At 68.7% G+C, this 19,139-nt stretch carries 12 protein-coding genes; 6 read left to right on the forward strand and 6 right to left on the reverse strand.

From position 1 onward, the window contains the following. Window positions 1-83 precede the first annotated feature (83 nt). The 5 genes from AC0J5K_RS16495 (at window position 84) to AC0J5K_RS16515 (ending at window position 6,553) form a co-directional block, all read left to right on the forward strand. Window positions 84-1,163 carry a translocase gene (locus tag AC0J5K_RS16495; RefSeq protein ID WP_274565719.1) on the forward strand — a complete coding sequence of 360 codons (1,080 nt, stop codon included), beginning with the start codon at window positions 84-86 and terminating at the stop codon, window positions 1,161-1,163. Window positions 1,164-1,186: 23 nt separating this feature from the next. Beyond that, complete coding sequence (locus AC0J5K_RS16500; protein ID WP_274565718.1) at window positions 1,187-2,752, forward strand: phosphate ABC transporter substrate-binding/OmpA family protein; 1,566 nt, start codon at window positions 1,187-1,189, stop codon at window positions 2,750-2,752. Between the two features lie 159 nt (window positions 2,753-2,911). Continuing rightward, on the forward strand, window positions 2,912-3,907 hold the full coding sequence (gene deoC, locus AC0J5K_RS16505) for a deoxyribose-phosphate aldolase (protein ID WP_048533442.1): 996 nt from the start codon (window positions 2,912-2,914) through the stop codon (window positions 3,905-3,907). A 4-nt stretch (window positions 3,908-3,911) separates the two neighbouring features. Beyond that, a complete protein-coding gene (locus AC0J5K_RS16510; protein ID WP_048533443.1) occupies window positions 3,912-4,211 on the forward strand; it encodes a hypothetical protein in 300 nt (99 codons plus the stop codon). Then, window positions 4,208-6,553, forward strand: coding sequence for an aldehyde dehydrogenase family protein (locus tag AC0J5K_RS16515; RefSeq protein WP_274565717.1), 2,346 nt, complete (start codon window positions 4,208-4,210; stop codon window positions 6,551-6,553). The genes AC0J5K_RS16510 and AC0J5K_RS16515 overlap by 4 nt, the downstream gene beginning before the upstream one ends. A 124-nt stretch (window positions 6,554-6,677) precedes the next feature. On the opposite strand, the gene tdh is transcribed toward AC0J5K_RS16515, so the two are convergent. The 4 genes from tdh to AC0J5K_RS16535 all read right to left on the reverse strand — a co-directional run bounded on the left by tdh (window position 6,678) and on the right by AC0J5K_RS16535 (window position 10,185). Continuing rightward, entirely contained in the window at window positions 6,678-7,712 is a 1,035-nt protein-coding gene (tdh, locus tag AC0J5K_RS16520) for an L-threonine 3-dehydrogenase (RefSeq protein WP_274565716.1), read from the reverse strand. Next, window positions 7,709-8,314 (reverse strand): class I SAM-dependent methyltransferase, encoded by a 606-nt coding sequence (locus AC0J5K_RS16525; protein ID WP_274565715.1) that lies wholly within the window; start codon window positions 8,312-8,314, stop codon window positions 7,709-7,711. The genes tdh and AC0J5K_RS16525 overlap by 4 nt, the downstream gene beginning before the upstream one ends. Further along, complete coding sequence (locus AC0J5K_RS16530; RefSeq protein ID WP_274565714.1) at window positions 8,311-9,498, reverse strand: glycine C-acetyltransferase; 1,188 nt, start codon at window positions 9,496-9,498, stop codon at window positions 8,311-8,313. The genes AC0J5K_RS16525 and AC0J5K_RS16530 overlap by 4 nt, the downstream gene beginning before the upstream one ends. 117 nt (window positions 9,499-9,615) lie before the next feature. Beyond that, window positions 9,616-10,185, reverse strand: coding sequence for a helix-turn-helix domain-containing protein (locus tag AC0J5K_RS16535; RefSeq protein WP_074839519.1), 570 nt, complete (start codon window positions 10,183-10,185; stop codon window positions 9,616-9,618). Window positions 10,186-10,300: 115 nt separating this feature from the next. Here AC0J5K_RS16535 and AC0J5K_RS16540 point away from each other — a divergent pair, with 115 nt between their 5' ends. Further along, a complete protein-coding gene (locus tag AC0J5K_RS16540; RefSeq protein ID WP_274565713.1) occupies window positions 10,301-11,479 on the forward strand; it encodes an acetyl-CoA C-acyltransferase family protein in 1,179 nt (392 codons plus the stop codon). Between the two features lie 49 nt (window positions 11,480-11,528). Here the strand turns inward: AC0J5K_RS16540 and pbpC are convergent, their stop codons facing one another. Together pbpC and AC0J5K_RS16550 are read right to left on the reverse strand one after the other, a co-directional pair. After that, window positions 11,529-13,565 (reverse strand): penicillin-binding protein 1C, encoded by a 2,037-nt coding sequence (gene pbpC, locus AC0J5K_RS16545; RefSeq protein ID WP_274565712.1) that lies wholly within the window; start codon window positions 13,563-13,565, stop codon window positions 11,529-11,531. After that, entirely contained in the window at window positions 13,562-18,997 is a 5,436-nt protein-coding gene (locus AC0J5K_RS16550; RefSeq protein ID WP_274565711.1) for an alpha-2-macroglobulin family protein, read from the reverse strand. The genes pbpC and AC0J5K_RS16550 overlap by 4 nt, the downstream gene beginning before the upstream one ends. Window positions 18,998-19,139: the final 142 nt, after the last annotated feature.

Genomic DNA, 19,139 nt, shown 5'->3' on the forward strand with positions numbered 1-19,139 from the left:
GATCGATCAGGCGCGGGGCATCCGGGTCAGGGGCCGCGGCACCGGCGGCCAAGGGCGCCGCCAAGACCAAGAGAAAATTCGCCATGCCACGGCGTATCCCGCTGACCAAATCGACGCTCGCCTTCGGCAGCGGCGTGATCATCTTCTCGGTCGGCTTCGTGCTTCAGAATTTCGGCACCCACCCGGCCTCTTCGCTCCAGGATGCAAAGCGGCCCGATGTGCAGACCGCCGAATTGCCCAACACGCTTGTGGAAAGCGCCGATCTCAGCGCCATCACCCCGACCTCGGCCGGCGTCCTGCCGGTGGACCGGCCGCTGCCCCCCCTGCCGCGCGATTCGGTCGCCGTTCCGGCCACCGAAACCGAGCCGGGCCGGGGCGTCACCGCTCTGGCCGCGCTTCAGGACACCGCCGTGCCGGAGCCGCTTGACCCGGCGGCGCTGGAGATCGCGCCCGGCGGCGCGGCCCTGAACACGCCGGTCCTCCCCTGCGAGGTGACAATGACCGCCGATCCGGCACCGGCGGCAATGGTCGATCTGATCGTCGAGGCGGCCTGCCTGTCCGACGCCCGGTTTACCCTGCATCACAGTGGCATGATGTTTCATGCGCTCACCGATGAAAACGGCCGGAGCAGCCTGCGCGTCCCGGCGCTGGCCGAAAATGCCGTCTTTATCGCCTCCTTCGACAATTCCCAAGGCGCGGTGGCTCAGATCGAAGTGCCGACGCTGGAATTCTATGACCGCGTGGTGGCCCAATGGCGCGGTGATGCCGGACTTGGCCTTCATGCGCTGGAATTCGACGCCACCTATTTCGGTGAGGGTCACGTGTATTCCGCCAGCCCCGGCGACATGAGCGCGGCGGCCAGCGGCAGCTCCGGTTTCCTCACCCGCTTTGGCGAGAATGCCGGCGCCGATGCGCTGATGGCCGAAGTCTACACCTTCCCCACGCTGACCTCGGACAGCGCCGGGCGCATCGGGCTTTCGGTCGAGGCGGAAGTGACGGCGGCCAATTGCGGCAGGCAGATCGCGGCCCAGACCCTGCAACTCAAGCCCGGCGAAACCCTGCGCAGCCGAGATGTGACGCTCGATATGCCGGCCTGCGATGCCAACGGAGACTTTCTGGTGTTGAAAAATCTCTTTGAAGACCTGAAAGTCGCCGCCAACTGAACGCGACAAAAGGCCTGGCCTGAATGTACAAGTTGTGTGCGGCGTTCTGCGCCGCACTATTCCTTTTTGCGGCGGCCCTGCCGTCGCCGGCGCTGGCCCAGGATGTGGTGCTCACTTCGCTTGATGGCGCGGTCGAGATCGAAGGCACGCTCAAGGGCTTCGACGGGGAGTTCTATCGCCTCGACACCGTCTATGGCGAGATCACCGTCGATGCCTCGGGCGTGAATTGCGCCGGTCCGGGCTGCCCCAATCTCGAGGCCTTCGTGGCCGAGATGCGGGTCTCCGGCTCGGCCACCATGGGCCGGGTGCTGATGCCGGCACTGATCGAGGCCTTCGCGCTGCGCAACGGGCTTCTGGCCAGCCGAAGCGAGGTGGGCGAGAACCGTTTCGACTATGCCCTGCGCGACCGCGAGACCGGGGTCGAGAAAGGCCTGTTCCGGTTTCACACCACCAACACCGACGAGGGCTTTGCCGATCTTCTGGCCGATGACAGCGATATCGTCATGTCGCTTCGCGAAGTCCGGCCCTCCGAGGTGCGTGCGGCGCGCGAGGCCGGGCTGGGCGATCTGACCGGCCCGAACCGCTCGCGCGTGCTGGCGCTTGATGCCATGGTTCCGATCGTTTCGCCACGGAACCCGCTCAATGCGATCAGCCCGGCGCAACTGGCGCGGCTCTTCAGCGGCGAAATCTCGAACTGGCTGCAAATGGGCGGACCGGATGCGCCAGTGGTGCTGCATCTGCCGCAAGAAACCTCGGGCCTGGCGCAATCGGTGCAGGACAAGTTGATGGCGCCGGCCCGCGCCGATCTTGCGGCCGGGGTCGAACGCCATGCCGACAACACCGAGTTGGCCGAGGCGGTGGCCGGCGACGTGCTGGCCATCGGCATCACCAGTCATTCCGAGATCGGCAATGCCAAGCCGGTGGTGCTGACCGGGCGCTGCGGCTTTCAGCTCCGCGCCTCGCGGCTGGCGATCAAGACCGAGGATTATCCGCTGACGGCGCCGATGTTCCTCTATCTCCCGGCCCGCCGCCTGCCCAAGCTGGCGCGCGATTTCCTCACCTTCACCCGCTCCGACCCGGCGCAGATCGTCATTCGCCGCGCCGGTTTTGTCGATCAGGCCCCCGAGGAGGTGGCGATCAACGCCCAGGGCGACCGTTTCGCCAATGCGATCACCGCCGCCGGCGAAGAGACCTCGCTGGACGAGCTGAAGCGGCTGGTCGGCACGCTGGGCACCCGGCACCGGCTGTCCACCTCTTTCCGCTTCCGGGCCGGCTCGACCCTGCTGGACGCGCAGTCTCTGTCGAACGTGCAACAGCTGGCACGCGCGCTGGAGGCCGGAAAATACGACACCCGCTCGGTGCTCTTTGTCGGATTCTCCGACGGCCAGGGCGCGGCCTCGGCCAACCGCGCCATCGCCACGCGCCGGGCCGAGGCAGTACGCGATGCGGTGGTGTCCGCGGCGGAAACCGCCAATCTCGAGCGCGTGCATGTCGACATCGCGGCCTTTGGCGAGGCGCTGCCCCTGGCCTGCGACGAGACCGCCTGGGGCCGGCAGGCCAACCGCCGGGTCGAGGTCTGGGTGCGCTGAGCCGCGCCTGGCGCACTTCCGGTACGGCAGTCAAACGCCCGCCCCTGTCCCGGCCCCGTACCGCGCGCCTCCGCTGGCCCCGCCTTGCCGCCAAGGGACCTCTTGCCGCCTGACGCCGCCCATGGCACGGTTTCCCGAAAGCGACCGGAGGCACGGCCCATGGCCACCAAGACCAAAGCCAAAGACGACACCACGCATCTGCCCCAGACCTTCGAGCCGAGAAACCCCGGCATGGCGCTGGATCTCGACTGGGTGCTGGGCGTGCATGCCAACCGCTCGGCGATCGAGCGGCGCGCGGCCACCCTGCCGGGCCGCCGGAGCGTGAAAAAGGACCATCAGGCCGCCTGGCTGTGCCGGGCAATTTCCTGCATCGATCTGACGACGCTGTCCGGCGACGACACCGAAGGCCGGGTTCGCCGGCTCTGCGCCAAGGCGCGCCAGCCGGTGCGCGCCGATATCCTTCAGGAGCTGGGGATGGAGGGGCTGACTACCGGCGCGGTCTGTGTCTATCACGACATGGTGCCCACCGCCGTGCGCGCGCTCGAGGGCAGCAATATCCCGGTTGCCGCCGTCTCCACCGGCTTTCCGGCCGGGCTGTCGCCGTTCAACCTCCGGGTCGCCGAAATTCATGCCAGCGTCGAGGCCGGCGCGCGCGAGATCGATATCGTGATCTCCCGTCGCCATGTGCTGCAAGGCAACTGGCAGGCGCTTTATGATGAGATGCGGGCCTTTCGCGCCGCCTGTGGCGAGGCCCACGTCAAGGCGATCCTGGCCACCGGCGAGCTTGGCACGCTCAAGAACGTCGCCCGCGCCTCGCTGGTCTGCATGATGGCCGGCGCCGATTTCATCAAGACCTCGACCGGCAAGGAAAGCGTCAACGCCACCCTGCCGGTCTCGCTGGTGATGATCCGCGCGATCCGCGACTATCACCAGCGCACCGGCGTGCGGGTCGGCTACAAGCCTGCCGGCGGGATTTCCAAGGCCAAGGATTCGCTGACCTACTTGGCGCTGATGAAGGACGAACTGGGCGACCGCTGGTTGCAGCCCGACCTGTTCCGCTTTGGCGCCTCGTCGCTGCTGGGCGATATCGAACGCCAGCTCGAACACCATGTCACCGGCCGCTATTCGGCCAGCCACCGGCATGCGATCGGCTGACCGCATGCAGCTGTCCCCGCAAACCGCGGCCTTCGCCTTCTTTGCCCTGCTTGTCATGGGCAGCGCGCAGTGGCGCCGGGGCCGCATCCGGCGGGCCGTGCGCGACCTGCCGACCCGCATGCAGCGCCTGCTGGGGCCCGAGCCGCTGTTTACGCCGCCCTCGGAAGGCGAATTGCCCGAGGGTCTGCGCCGTTATGCCGCCCTGCACCACCGCACCCGCTGGGTGCAGCGGGCGATCTGGGCGCTGGCGTTTCTCTGGCTGGGCTACACCCTCTATTCTGTTCTGAAAGGAACGCCGCAATGACCGTGAAAGAGATCTTCGACACCATGGATTACGGCCCCGCCCCCGAAAGCGCCGGCGATGCTCTGGCCTGGATTGTCGATCAGGGCAGCCGCTTCGGCATGTACATCAACGGCGACTGGACCGCGGCGCGCGGCGAGTTCCACTCCAGAAACCCCGCCAATGGCGAAACCCTGGCCGATCTGACCCAGGCGATCCCCTCGGAGATCGACGACGCCGTCGCCGCCGCCCGCGCCGCCCAGCCAGGCTGGGCCGGTCTCGGGGGCCACGGGCGGGCGCGCTATCTCTATGCCATTGCGCGGCTGTTGCAGAAATATTCCCGGCTCTTCGCGGTGCTCGAGACGCTGGACAACGGCAAGCCGATCCGCGAGAGCCGCGACATCGACATTCCCCTGGCGCAGCGGCATTTCTACTATCACGCCGGCATGGCGCAGCTGATGGCGGCCGAGCTTCCGGGCCGCGAAGCGCATGGTGTCTGCGGCCAGATCATCCCGTGGAATTTCCCGCTCCTGATGCTGGCGTGGAAGATCGCCCCGGCGCTGGCGGCGGGCAATACCGTGGTACTGAAACCGGCGGAATATACTTCGTTGACCGCCCTTCTGTTTGCCGACATCTGCACCCAGGCCGGCCTGCCCCGCGGCGTGGTCAACATTGTCACCGGCGATGGCGAGGTCGGTGAAGCCCTCGTCAGCCACCCCGGCATCGACAAGGTGGCCTTTACCGGCTCGACCCCGGTGGGCCGTGCGATCCGCACCGCGACCGCCGGATCGGGCAAGGCGCTGACGCTCGAACTGGGCGGCAAGTCGCCTTACATCGTCTTTGAGGATGCCGATATCGACAGCACCATCGAGGGGCTGGTGGATGCGATCTGGTTCAACCAGGGCCAGGTCTGCTGCGCCGGCTCGCGGCTGATCGTGCAGGAGGGCATCGCCGAGACCTTCCACAGCCGGCTGCGCGCGCGGATGGACAAGCTGCGCATGGGCAACCCGCTCGACAAATGCATCGACGTCGGCGCCATCGTCGATCCGGTGCAATTGCAGACCATCTCGAAGATGGTCGACAGCAACACCTCGGGCGAAATCTATCGCGCCAATGTCGAGCTGCCGTCAGAGGGCTGTTTCTATCCGCCGACCTTGATCACCGGGCTGCACCCGTCCGACGCGCTGATGCAGGACGAGATCTTCGGCCCGGTGCTTGTCGGCACCACCTTCCGCACCCCGGAAGAGGCGGTGCAGATCGCCAACAACACCCGCTATGGCCTGGCCGCGACGCTGTGGAGCGAGAACATCAATGTCGCGCTCGACATGGCGCCCAAGCTGGCCGCCGGAGTGGTCTGGATCAACGGCACCAACATGTTCGACGCCGCCGCCGGCTTTGGCGGCGTGCGCGAGAGCGGTTTCGGCCGCGAAGGTGGCTGGGAAGGCATGAGCGCCTATACCCGGCCGGGCGGCAAGGCGGACAAGCTGGAAGAGGTCATCGCCTTCAAGGGCGACGCCGGCCCCAGCGATCCGCTCGACCGCACCGCCAAGCTCTATGTCGGCGGCAAGCAGGCACGGCCCGACGGCGGCTATTCGCGCGGCGTCCATGGCCCCGAGGGCGCGCTCTTGGGGCATGTCAGCCTGGCCAATCGCAAGGATGTCAGGAACGCCGTCGAGGCCGCCAAGGGCGCGGCCTCCTGGGGGGCGACAACCGGCCATCTCAGGGCGCAGATCCTCTATTACATCGCCGAGAACCTCTCGGCCCGGGCGGATGAATTTGCCAACCGGATCGAGGCGCTGACCGGACGCAAGGACGGCGCCAGGGAGGTGCAGGCGGCGATCAGCCGGCTCTTTACCTACGGCGCCTGGGCTGACAAGTTTGACGGTCAGGTGCACAATGTGCCGGTCCGCGCTGTGGCGCTCGCCATGCGCGAGCCCGTGGGCGTGATCGGCGCGCTCTGCGACGATGCGCTGCCGCTTCTGGGGCTGGTCTCGGTGATCGGGCCGGCGATGGCGATGGGCAACCGCACGGTACTGGTGGCCTCCGAGGCCTTTCCGCTGGCGGCCACCGATTTCTACCAGATCCTCGAGACATCGGATGTGCCCGGCGGGGTGGTCAACATCCTCACCGGCAGCCATGGCGAGCTGGCCAAGACGCTGGCCGATCACATGGATGTCGATGCGGTCTGGAGCTTCTCCTCCAGCGATCTTTCGGGCGCGATCGAGCGGGGCGCGGCGGCGAACCTCAAGCGCACCTGGGTCAACAACGGCCGCAAGCGCGACTGGTTCGGCGCCGAGGGCGAAGGCCGGGCGTTTCTCGATGCGGCGACCGAGGTCAAGAACATCTGGGTGCCCTACGGCGCGTGAAGTCCGGCGCGGGTGTGGGGCGTGAGGGTGGGTTGCAAACCCACCCTACCCCTCAGCGCATGGCGGGGCTGATGAACGGGCGGTAGGGTGGGTTTGCAACCCACCTGCCCGGGCGCTCCGGCCCCTACCACTCCAGCACGACCTTGCCGGAGTTGCCAGAGCGCATGGCGGCAAACCCCTCCTGGAACTCTGCCGCCTTGAAGCGATGGGTGATCACCCCGCGCACGTCGAGCCCGTTCTCCAGCATGGCGATCATTTTGTACCAGGTTTCAAAGATCTCGCGGCCATAGACCCCCTTGATGGTGATCGCCTTGAAGACGATGCGGCTCCAGTCGACCGGCGATTTGCCCGGCGGAATGCCCAAGAGCGCGATCCGCCCGCCCATCACCAGCGCCTCGACCATCTGGTCCAAGGCGCGCTGATTGCCGGACATCTCGAGCCCCACATCAAAGCCTTCCTTCATCTTCAGGCCCGCTTTCACGTCGTTGAGGTCCTGCTCGGCCACGTTCACCGGCACCACATCGGCAACCTTTTCGGCCAGCGCCAGCCGCTCGGGGTTCACATCGGTGATCACCACATGCCGCGCACCGACATGGCGCGCCACCGCCGCCGCCATGATACCGATCGGGCCGGCGCCGGTGATCAGCACGTCCTCGCCCACCAGATCAAAACTCAGCGCGGTGTGCACCGCATTGCCCAGCGGATCGAGAATGGCGCCGATCTCGTCGTCGATCTCGTCCGGCAGCGGCACCACGTTGAACGCGGGCAGCCGCAGGTATTGTGCAAAGGCGCCCTGCTCGTTGACGCCGATGCCGCGGGTTTCCGGGTCCAGATGAAACTTGCCGGCGCGCGATTGCCGCGAATGCTTGCCGATCAGATGGCCCTCGCCGGAACAGCGCTGGCCGATGGCCAGGTCTTCCACCCGGTGGCCGATCTCGACGATCTCGCCGGCGAATTCATGGCCGGTCACCAGCGGCACCGGCACCGTCTTTTGCGCCCAGTCGTCCCAGTTCCAGATATGCACGTCGGTGCCGCAGATGCCGGTCTTGCGCACCTTGATCAGCACGTCGTCGGGGCCGATTTCCGGCACCGGCACCTCCTGCATCCAGAGCCCTTCGCGCGCCTCGGCCTTCACCAGCGCTTTCATGTCGTTTCTCATGTCCGTGCTCCTTCCAGGATCAGCCAGGTCCAGGTGATGCCGGCCGAGGCAGGCTCACCCGCCGTGGCGCCGGTGTCGATGCGGTCGAGGGTCTCGAACCCGGCCGCCGCCGCCCGCGCGGCTTCCGTCTCGGTGTCCAGGGCCGCGACTCCCTGCCCCTCTGCGCCATGTCGCAGGGCCACGACGGCCCGGCCGCCGGGGCGGAGGATCTCGGTCACCCGCCGCAGGCCCGCATCGCGATCCGCCGGATCAAGATGATGCCAGACCGCGTTGAGCAGCACCACGTCAAAGCCCCGCGACGCGAGGCCGGCCAGCTTCGGAAGCTGCGCGTCGCGCCAGCTCAGCCCCGGGTGTTGCGCCTGGCCGGCACTGCGCAGGGTCTCGGTCGGCTCCACCGCCGTCACGGCATAGCCCAGCGCCGCCAGCCAGGCGGCATCGCGCCCGGTGCCGGCACCGATGTCGGCCACCGGCGCCGGGGGCCCGGGGAAATGCGCCATCACCGGCGCCAGCACCGTGGCGCTGTCGACCCTGTCGTAGCGGTCGATCAGCGCCGCCCCGTGCGCGGCATAAAGCGCCAGGGCCTCTCCGGCCAATCCGCTCATGACAGCACCCCCACCGCCCGGCCGGCGCGCTCGAAGGCGCCCAGCGCCTCATCCAGATCGGCGCGGGTCAGCGCAGCGTTCATCTGTGTCCGGATCCGGGCCTGCCCCTTGGGCACCACCGGAAAGAAGAAGCCCGAGACATAGACCCCCTCGTCGAACAGCCGCGCCGCCATCTCCTGCGCCAGACGGGCCTCACCCAGCATCACCGGCACGATGGGATGTTCGCCGGGCAAGAGGTCAAACCCGAGCCGCTCCAGCCCGGCGCGCCAATAGGCCGTGTTCTCGAACAGCCGCGCCCGCAGGTCGTCACCCTGCGCCACCAGATCGAGCGCGGTGATCCCGGCGGCCACCACCGCCGGCGGCAGCGCGTTGGAAAAGAGATATGGCCGGCCGCGTTGGCGCAGCAGGTCCACCACCGGTTGCGACGCCGCGACATAGCCGCCGATCGCCCCGCCCAGCGCCTTGCCCAGCGTGCCGGTGAGGATATCGGCAGAAACCCCGGCATGGGCCGGGGTGCCGGCGCCCCCGGGGCCCATGAAGCCGGTGGCGTGACAATCGTCGACCATCAGCACCGCGTCATAGCGGTCGGCCAGCGCGCGAATCTCGCCCAGTTTCGCCAGGTACCCATCCATCGAGAACACGCCATCGGTGGCAATCATCACATGTCGCGCGCCGCCCTCGCGGGCCTCTTTCAGCTTGGCCTCGAGATCCGCCATGTCGGAATTGGCGTAGCGGAACCGCCGCGCCTTGCACAGGCGGATGCCGTCGATGATGCTGGCATGGTTGAGCGCGTCCGAGATCACCGCGTCTTCCGGCCCCAGCAGCGGCTCGAAGACCGCGCCATTGGCATCGAAACAGGCGGCAAAGAGGATCGCGTCGTCCTGGCCGAGAAAGCTGGCGAGCTTCTGCTCCAGTGCACGGTGCAGTTCCTGCGTGCCGCAGATGAAGCGCACCGAGGCCATGCCGTACCCGTGGCTGTCGAGCGCCTGTTTGGCCGTCTCGATCAGCGCCGGGTGATCGGCCAGCCCGAGGTAATTGTTGGCGCAGAGATTGATCATCTCACGGCCCTGCACCTGCATTCTGGCACCCTGCGGGCCGGAAATCGGCCGCTCGACCTTTTTCAGCCCGTCTGCCTCGATCTGTGACAGCGTGTCGGTGAGATGTTCCAGAAATGCCTGCGCCATGGTGCGACTCCTTTCGTCACCCCTTCTAGCACAACAGACGACAATCCGAAATAGCGGATTTTCGGATTAGCGGAATAAATCCAGTATACCGGATATCGCCGACGAGGATTGCACCCCCTACCCGCTGTCCTGCACCACCAGGAACACCTTGGCATCCCCATCCACCGCGCGGATGCAATGGCGCAGATCGGCGGCGTAGCGCGCGCTGTCGCCGCAGGCGAGCCGCGCGCTTGCCTCGTCAGAGGTGATCTCGACCGTGCCGCTGATCACGCTCAGGATCTCGACCGTGCCACGTTTGTGCGGCTGGCTGTCAAGCCGGCCGCCCTCGTCAAAGCGCAGCTCGTAAAGCTCGTTGCGCCCGGCCTCCTCGGGCGGCGAGAGGATGCGGATGCGACAGCCCGCGCCCATATTGTCGATTGTCGGGATCTGGTCTGCGCGCAGCACCTCGATGCGGTTGGCCTGCGCCTCTTCTTCCAGCAGCCCGGCAAAATCCACCTGGAGCGCGCGGGTCAGGTTCCACAGGGTGGCGATGGTGGGCGAGCTTTCGCCGCGTTCGATCTGGCTCACCATCGACCGCGACACGCCCGAAAGCTTCGACACCGCGTCGAGCGACAGGCCCTGCGCCCGGCGGGCCTCCTTGAGCCGTGCCGGCAGCAGCGCCAGAATATCGTCTGATGTATCCGTCATGGCGGAATAGTGGGGCGAAACCTGTGGCAGTTCAAGCGGGCAGTGACCCCACGTTCTGCTGACAGCGGCGGCGGCGGCCGACATACTCCGGCCAGAATCGGAGAGAGGAAAGCACATGTCTGAAGATATCGTCATTCTCGGCGGCGCCCGCACCGCCATCGGCACCTTCGGCGGCGCGCTGGCCGCCACCCCGCCCATCGCCCTGGCCACCCAGGTCACCAAGGCGGCGATGGCGCGCGCCGGGGTCGAGCCCGGCCAGATCGGCAACGTGGTCTTTGGCCATGTCATCAACACCGAGCCGCGCGACATGTACCTCAGCCGCGCCGCCGCCATCGAGGCCGGTATCCCCGAGACCACCCCGGCGATGAACGTCAACCGGCTATGCGGCTCGGGCGCCCAGGCGGTGGCCTCGGCCACGCAATCCTTGATGCTGGGCGATGCCGATTTCGCCGTTGCCGGCGGCGCCGAGAGCATGAGCCGGTCGCCTTTCATCAACCCGTCGCAGCGTTTCGGCCAGAAAATGGGCGATATCCGCACGCTCGACATGATGCTCGGTGCCCTGCATTGCCCCTTCGGCACCGGCCACATGGGGGTGACGGCGGAAAACGTTGCCGCCGAGCACCAGATCAGCCGCGAGGATCAGGACGCCTTTGCGCTGGAAAGCCAGCAGCGGGCCGCCCGGGCCATCGCCGAAGGCCGCTTTGCCGAGCAGATCGCCCCGGTCGAGGTGCGGGTCAAACGCGACATGGTGGCCTTTGAAGTGGACGAACACCCCAAGAGCACCACCGCCGAGGCCTTGGCCGGGCTGCGCGCAGTGTTCCAGAAGGATGGCAGCGTCACTGCGGGCAACGCCTCGGGCATCAACGACGGCGCGGCGGCAGTGGTTCTGGCGCGGAGCGCGGCGGCCGAAAAGGCCGGGCTGCGCCCCAAGGCCCGGGTCCTGGGATATGCCCATGCCGGGGTGCGGCCCGAAGTCATGGGCATTGGCCCGGTGCCGGCGGTGCGCAACCTGCTGGAGCGCACCGGCCTCACGCTCGACGCCTTTGACGTGATCGAATCGAACGAGGCTTTTGCCGCCCAGGCACTGGCGGTGAACAACGAGCTTGGGCTCGATGCCGCCAAGGTGAACCCCAATGGTGGCGCCATCGCGCTGGGCCATCCGGTGGGGGCGACCGGGGCGATCCTGGTGGTCAAGGCGCTCTACGAGCTGGAGCGGACCGGCGGCAAGACCGCGCTGATCACCATGTGCATCGGCGGCGGCCAGGGCATCGCGCTCGCCATCGAACGCGTCTGAAGCGGGGACCGGCGGGGGAAACCCCCGCCCTCCCCCTGGCGACACCTCGCTACGGCCGCCGCACCGTCGCCGCCACCGAGGCCCCCGCCCCGTCGATCACCGACAGGCGCGAGAATCCGGCCGAGGGCAGCATCACCGGCAGCACCCGGTCGCGCGTGGCGGTGACGCGCGGCGCGCCATCCACCAGCAGGGTAAAGGGCGGCGTACCGTGGCGCAGCTTGATCGTCACCTCCGCCCCGCCCAGGACCGCGCCATCGGGCGGATAGGCCAGCTCCAGCCGAATTGCGCCGCTGCGATACTGCCCGTCGCGGGCGCGAAAGCGCCGCAGCGGCTGCGGCAGATCGGCATTGCGGACCAACAGCGTCGCCGCCGGCGGCGGCGGCAGATCGGCCGGCGCAGGCTTCAAGAGCTGGAAGGCCTCGAACAGCACCGGCGCCGCGATCTCGCCGCCAAAGGCACCGGGCACCGGCGTGCCATCGGGCCGGCCCAGCCAGACGCCCGCCACATGCCGCCCGTCATAGCCCAGCGCCCAGGCGTCGCGGTGGCCATACGAGGTGCCGGTCTTGTAGGCCAGCCAGTCACGCGGCGCGCCGGGAGGCGGCGCGATCTCCGACAGGATTTGCCCCACCTGCCAGGCCGCGACCGCGCCGGTGACATCCGCTCCCGGCGCGGCGGCGGCGCCCTGGCGCCAATGCAGAGGCCGCGCCGCCCCGCCCCGCGCCAGCGCCGCGTAAAGCTGCACCAGATCCTCCAGCGTCAGCCCGAGCCCGCCCAGCGCGATGGCCAGCCCCGGCTGTCCACCTTGCAAGGCCGGTTCCGCGCCGGAACGGCGCAGGGCAGCCATCAGATGCGCCGGGCCCAAGGCTTCGGTAATGCGGACAACCGGGATGTTGAGCGACATCTGCAAGGCGCGCGCCACCGTCACCTCGCCACGAAACCGACCGTCGAAATTCTGCGGCACATAAGGCCCGAAGCGCACCGGGCTGTCGTCTATCAGCGTTTGCGGATGAGCCAGCCCGCGATCGAAGGCCAGCGCATAGACCAGCGGTTTCAGCGTCGAGCCGGGCGAGCGCAGGGCGCGGGTCATGTCGACAAAGCCGTCGCGCGTCTCGGCCGCGCCCAGCCCGGCCGATCCAACCGAAGCCAGCACCTCGCCGGTCGCGTGATCGGCCACCACCAACGCGATGGAGAGGTGATCGCCCTTGCCCTGCACCGCCCGCGCCGCCAGCCCCTCGAGCCGCGCCTGCACGGCGCGGTCCACCGTCAGTTCATGCACCGGGGCAAAGGGCGCGGCCTCGCGCGCGCGGTCGGCCAGATGCGCCGCCAGCACCGGGAAATCGCGGCGCGCGGCCGGCACCGGCTCGCGCCGGGCGGCCGCTGCGGTCTCGGCGTCGATCACCGCAAAGCGCCGCATCCGCGCCAGCACCCGATCGCGCGCCGCCAGCGCGCGGGCCGGGCGTTTGTCGGGGCGGCGGCCTTCGGGGCTTTGCGGCAGTGCCACCAACAGCGCGGCCTCGGCCGGGGTCAGCCGGCGCGGTTCCTTGCCGAAATAGCCCAGCGTCGCGGCGCGGACCCCCTCGAGATTGCCGCCATAGGGCGCATGGGTGAAATAGAGCGTCAGGATCTCGCGCTTGGTCAGCCGCCGCTCCAGCGCCAGCGCCAGTCGCGCCTGGCGCAGCTTGCCCGAAAGCGCGCCGGTGCCGCTATCTTCCAGCAGCCGGGCCACCTGCATCGTCAGGGTCGAGCCCCCCGAGACCACCCTGCCATGGCTCAGCGCCTGCCAGACAGCGCGGGCCACCGCCCTGACATCGACGCCGGGATGCCGCCAGAACCGCTTGTCCTCATAGGCGATCAGCATGGCGACCAGTTTCGGATCGATCTGGTCCAGGGTCACCGAAAACCGCCAGCGCCCGTCCTCGACCGTATAGCCGCGCAGCAGCCGCCCGTCGCGGTCGCGGACCTCGACCGAGGTCTCGGCCAGCACCGGCGGCAGCACGGTGGCGGCCACCCAATCGTCAAAACCGTCCCGCGCAGCGGCCCCGCCCCAGAGCAGCAGCACCAGCACAAAGAGGCCGAAGCGCCTCATTCCGTCACCGTCAGCCGCCCGGATGCCGTGCGCGCACGGTATTGCGGGCGGTACATGTCCTCGACTACCGCCGCCGGGTGGTGGAAATCGCCGGGCGAGATGGCGCGGACGACATAGGCCAGCTCGAAGGCCTGCGCGCCGTCATGTTCGACCGCCGCAAGAAAGCGGTCGGCCCGGAATTCGGCATGTCGCGCGGGAACCGGATCGAGCCAGTCGAGGGCGCGAATGTCGCCCGAGCGCAGCAGGTTCGGATTGTCAATCTCGAAGCCCGCCGGCAGCGGGTCGTCGATCATCAGCCGCGCGCCGGTCTCTTCCGCCGGGATCACCCGCAGCACCGTCACCAGCCGCGTGCCCATGGCCACCGGCCCGGTGACCGGCGCGCCCTCCATGGTGAAATAGCGCCGCTCGAGCCGGTAGCCGTAACCGCCCGCCGCGACCGCACCGGCAGGGGTGCCAAAGGTGGTGAGGGTGACATCGGTGGGCTGATCGCCGCCGTTGGTGATGCTGCGTGGCGCCGCACCGCCGTCGAACCGGCGCACCAGCGGGCCGGTGACCGGCTCGCCGTCCAGCAGGATACCGGAGACCGCGGGCTCGGTCACCATGGCATGGGCGGCCAGCAGCGACCAGGCCTGCTCCTGGGTCGAAAGCTCCGGCCGGGCGGTCGCAATCCGCTGTACCAGCGCGGCGCGATCCACCATCGAAGAGCCGGCGGCCACCGCCAGCGACAACAGCCCCGCCGCATCGCGCAACCCGGTGCCGTAATCGGCCCGGTAGAGCGGCGGCTCGGCTTCGGAGGGCGGGGCCAGCTTGTCCATTGCGATGCGGAACATGGCATCGGCGCGGGTCTGATCACCATACATCGCCAGCGCCGCGCCCAGTTGCGCGGCGGCCAGCGGCGTGGCGAAATCTCGGCCTTTCACATCGGCGTAATAGCGCAGGTCGCCCATTGCCGCGCTGCCTTCGCGTGCCAGCACCATCAGCGCATAGGCGATATCCTCGCCCCCGGTGTCAAAATCGGGGGCGTAGTTCACCCGGTTGCCCAGATTGTCCATCGCCTGGCGAAAGGCCTGATCGGGCACGGCAAACCCCTGCGCCCGCGCGCGGCTCAGGAAATCGGTGACATAGGCGTCGAGCCAGAAATCGCCCGACTCGGCCTGCCAGAGACCGAAGGCGCCATTCGGCGCCTGCCGCGTCAGGATGCGGGCAACGGTCGAATCGATGCGCGTCTGAATGCGGGTCGTTTCGGTCAGGCCCATCGCCTCGGCCACCGAGGACATGTAAAGCAACGGCATCGCCTGGCTGGTGATCTGTTCGGTGCAGCCATAGGGATAGCGGTCGAGCGCGGCGAGCATGCGCGGCGCATCGAACCGCGCCAGCGGCCCGGCGGAGACCAGCGCCGAGGCACCGCGCGGGCGCAGCCCGGCAAAGACATTGTCGTCAAAGCTGAAAGTCTCGCCGGGGGCCAGGCTGAAGCGGCGGGTTTCCGAGATCTCGGGATCGTTGTTGCGCACCGCCACGGTCAACCGCTTGCGCAGCACCTGCCCCGCCGGGGTGGTCAGCGCGACGGTGATCGCGTGGTCACCCGCGGCCTGCGCGGTGAATGGCACGACAACCCGCGCCTTGGCCTGTTCGCCCAGCATCAGGCTTTCGGGAATCGCCCCGGTGTCGAGGCCGAGACCCGCACCGGTGACCGCGAGGTCGATCCGCCCGGCCGGCCCCTCGGCGTGGGTGATTTCCAGCAGCATCCGGCTGCTGTCACCGGGGGCCAGGAAGCGCGGCAGGCTGGCACTGACCACCACCGGGTCGCGCACCAGCACATCGCGTTCGGCCTGCCCCACCCCGGTGGGCGACCAGGCCACGGCAGCCAGCCGGACGGTGCCGTTGAACTCGGGGATGTCAAAGGTCAGCTCGGCCCGGCCTTCGGGCCCGACCTGCACCGGCCCGGAGAACAGCGCCACCAGCTCTTCTGTCGGCGGCGGGCTGTCATAGCGGCCGGCCTCGCCGGCATCGCCGCCGGAGCGGACTCGCCCCATGGCGCCGTCGAGCCCGTTGATCAGCCGGCCGTAAAGGTCGCGCATCTCGACGCCGAGCTTGCGCTGACCGAAGTAATGGCCTTGCGGATCGGGGCTTTGGAACCCGGTGATGTTGAGAATGCCCAGGTCGGTCGCGGCAACGGTCACATAGGCGGTTTCGCCCTCGGCGATGCCATCGACCTGCACCTGTGCCCTCAGCGGCCCGCGTGGCGCCGATGTCTCGCCGGTGATCAGCGAGACATCGAGTGCCCGCGCGCCGGGATCGATGCCCGCATGGGCCAGGCCGAGCGCCCGGGCCGGGGCCTGCCCGGAGGGGGCATCCATCGGCCGGATCACCGTGGCCGTGACATAGGCACCGGCGCCCCAGTCGTCGGTCACCGGCAGGGCGACGGTGTTCTCGCCCTCGCTGACCGCGACGCTCTGCATGTCGATCACCCGGTGCGACATCACGGTAATCAGCGCCGTGCCGGCATACCGCGGCACCAGCCGCAGGGTGGCCGTCTCGCCCGGGCGATAGGCCGGCTTGTCGAGCGACAGCTCCAGCATATCCGGCGTTTCGGTGGCATCGGCGGGCGCATACCAGCCGGCCCAGAAATCGGTCGAGGCGGCGACATAGCCGTCGCCGCCCTGGCGTTCGACCACCAGCTCGTAATTGCCCCAGTCGACATCCGCACCGATCTCGACCGGGGTGGCGCCCAGCGTGACCTCGCCGCTGGCGGCCTCGGTGCGGGTGACCACCGGCTCCCAGTTCCATTCGCCGTGCAGGCGATACCATTCATAGCGCGTGCGCACCCGGTTCAGCGTCCATTTCACCGGCAGCGCGGCAGGTTGGCCCCGGGCATCCAGCCCGATCAGCCGGAATCGCGCCTCGCCGCCCTCCTGCACCACACCGTCGAATTGCGGCTTGATGCCGATCACCGGGCCGGCGGCGGCCAAGGCGCGGGTCAGCCGGCGTTCCACCGGCCGGCCGGAGCCTTCGGAGAGGGAGACGACGACCTGCGCCTGCATCGGCAGGTCGGCCGCCGCGCCGTCGATCTCGGGAAAGTTCAGCGGCGTGGTCAGCCGCCCCGCCGCATCGGTGCGCAGATCGCCCTCGAGGTAGCGCGTGCGCGGATCGAACGCCACATCATGCCGGCCAAAGCGGTAGCCCTCCCAGCCGTCGATGGCCTCGGCGCGCGAAAGCCGCACCCGGATCTCGGCCGGCAGATCGGCCCCCGGCGCGCCAAAGAGATAGCGCGCATCGATGGTCAGCTCCGGGCTGTCGGCCAGGGTGACCCGGCCTTCCGGCAGCGAGAGGTCGAAATCGATCCGCTCGGGCAGGAAATCCTCGACCAGCACGCTCCGCGTCGCCAGGGCGGGCGCTTCGGGGTCGGAATGCAGCGCGATCCGCCAGGTGCCGCGCGGCACGGTGGTGCCCAGCGGCATCTCGAAGACATGGCCGCCGGCCCGGGGGGCCTGCGACAGGTGGCGGGCGTATTCCACTCCGTCAGGACGGGTCAGCACCGCCACCAGCGGCAGGCCCTCGATGGCCCGGGCCCGGGCATCGCGTGCCAGCGCGGTGGCATGGATCACCTCGCCGGCGCGATAGGCGCCCCGGTCGGTGGCCAGAAAGACATCGACCGGGCCGGCCGGAGCACGCCCTTCGACGCCGCGGTCCGAGAGATCGAAGGCCGGATCCGTCAGCGACAGAAAGGCGATGTCGTCGGCGGTCTTGGCCACCAGCAGCGCCGGGGCGGCGCCCTGGGTGCCGCGGGTCAGCCCGGGGTCGAAGCGCACATGACCGGCCGCGTCGGTCCGGGCTTCGGCCAGCACCCGGTTGGCCTGGGAAACCAGCTGCACCGCCACGCCGTCGCGCGCGCGCGCATCGCCGAGACCGCGAATGAAGACATGCAGCCCGTCGGTGCCGGACAGGCTTGCCAGCCCCAGATCGGAGAGCACGAACCATTGCGTCGCCGAATTGTCGGAATATTCATCCTCGCCCGGCACCCGCGCGGTAAGCGCATAGATCCCCGGCGGCTGATCGGCCAGCACCGCGCCCATCGGCAAGCGGGTGGTCACATCGCGATTGAGCTGCTGGTCGACCTCGCCGGTGCCCTGCCAGATGGTTTCGCCCACCTCCCGCTCGAACCGCCGCTCGGTGTAATAGCCCATGGGCGCGCCGAAATAGCTGTCCTGGATGGCGCGCAGGAGGTTGCGGTCCGACACCCGTCGCAGCGTGAGATCGACCTCGGAGAGATTGACCGTCTCGATCGGCAGCCCGGCATCCTGCGACCGTGGCAGCACATAGGCCCGGCCCTTGAAGGTGACGGCCGGCGCGCGGTCGCGGATATATTGCGTGAGGGTCACATCTCTGGTCAGCCGTTCGCCGGACGCGGCCGGAAGCCCGGCGCGCAGGGTGATCGCATAGCGCGTGCCATGCGCCACGCCGCCGACACAGATTTCCCGCTCGGTGGCGCTGACCACGAGGCCGGGATCGGGCAGCCGGACATATGGCGTGTAATCCAGCCCCGCGCGCAGCAGATCTTCGGAAAAGGCGGCGCAGATGCGCGGCTCGGCGCGGTCGCTTTCGACCCGGTGATCGGTGACGCGAAAGCCGTATTTTCCAATCGCGTCATCCAGCGCGGCCACCACGTCGGCGCGCGGCAGCAGGGCCTCGGCCAGCCGCAATGTCGGCACCATCTCTTTCCCGCGCCCGGCCGCTTCCAGCGCCTCGGCCAGCACCAGCAGCGCCGCGACGCGGCCCGCCTCGGCCGGCGCGCGCAGATAGCCGTTGACGCCGGCCGCCACCGCGCTGTCGGCCAGCTGCCGCTGCTCCGAACTGCGGTCCGCGGCCGCGCCAATGGCCAGCGCCAGGCGGGCATATTCGACCCAGAGATCGGCGGCATCGCTCTGCGCCAGTGCCGCGCCGGTCCAGTGCAGCGCATTGCCGAGATCGCCTTCGGCCTCTTTCTCGCGGGCGGCGGTCAGCAGCACCTCGACCGTCCACTTGCCGCCCATGTGCCTCTGGCCCAGGCCCTCGGCCTGCGCCAGCGCCGCATCGAGATCGGCTCTCGGCAGAAAGGCCAGATCGCCCGCGCGCGGTTCGGCCCGCGCCATAACCTCGGGATCGGTCGGCACCACAATGGCGGAAATCGCCCCTTCATAGGCCTGCCGCTCGCTTACCGAGGTCTTGGGGAAACAGGCGTTGGAGCGGCTGTTGAAGGTAAAGGCGGCGCAGGCGCTGTCGGACAGGCAAATCCGCTGGCAGGCCTCCAGCGAGGTATCGAAAAGCGCCTGAAGATCGGAGCCGAAGAAATCGATGTCGCGCGATACGACCACACGCCGGTCAGGCAGGATATCCTCGGCCAGCGCCGGCACGGCAAGGGTTACAAGCGACAGAGCAAAGAGAAAGCGGCGCATGAAAAGACCTCCGGGCTAAATGCCACCAGTGTCTCATGTGCCGGCCCGACCTGGCAACGATTCCCGCCCTGGCGTCAATGCTGCGTCAATTGCCGCTCCCGGCGCGGCTTAAACAGATCTTCACCCCTTGCCGCCAAGGTGC

The sequence above is a fragment of the Marinovum sp. E3 genome, from assembly GCF_055755275.1.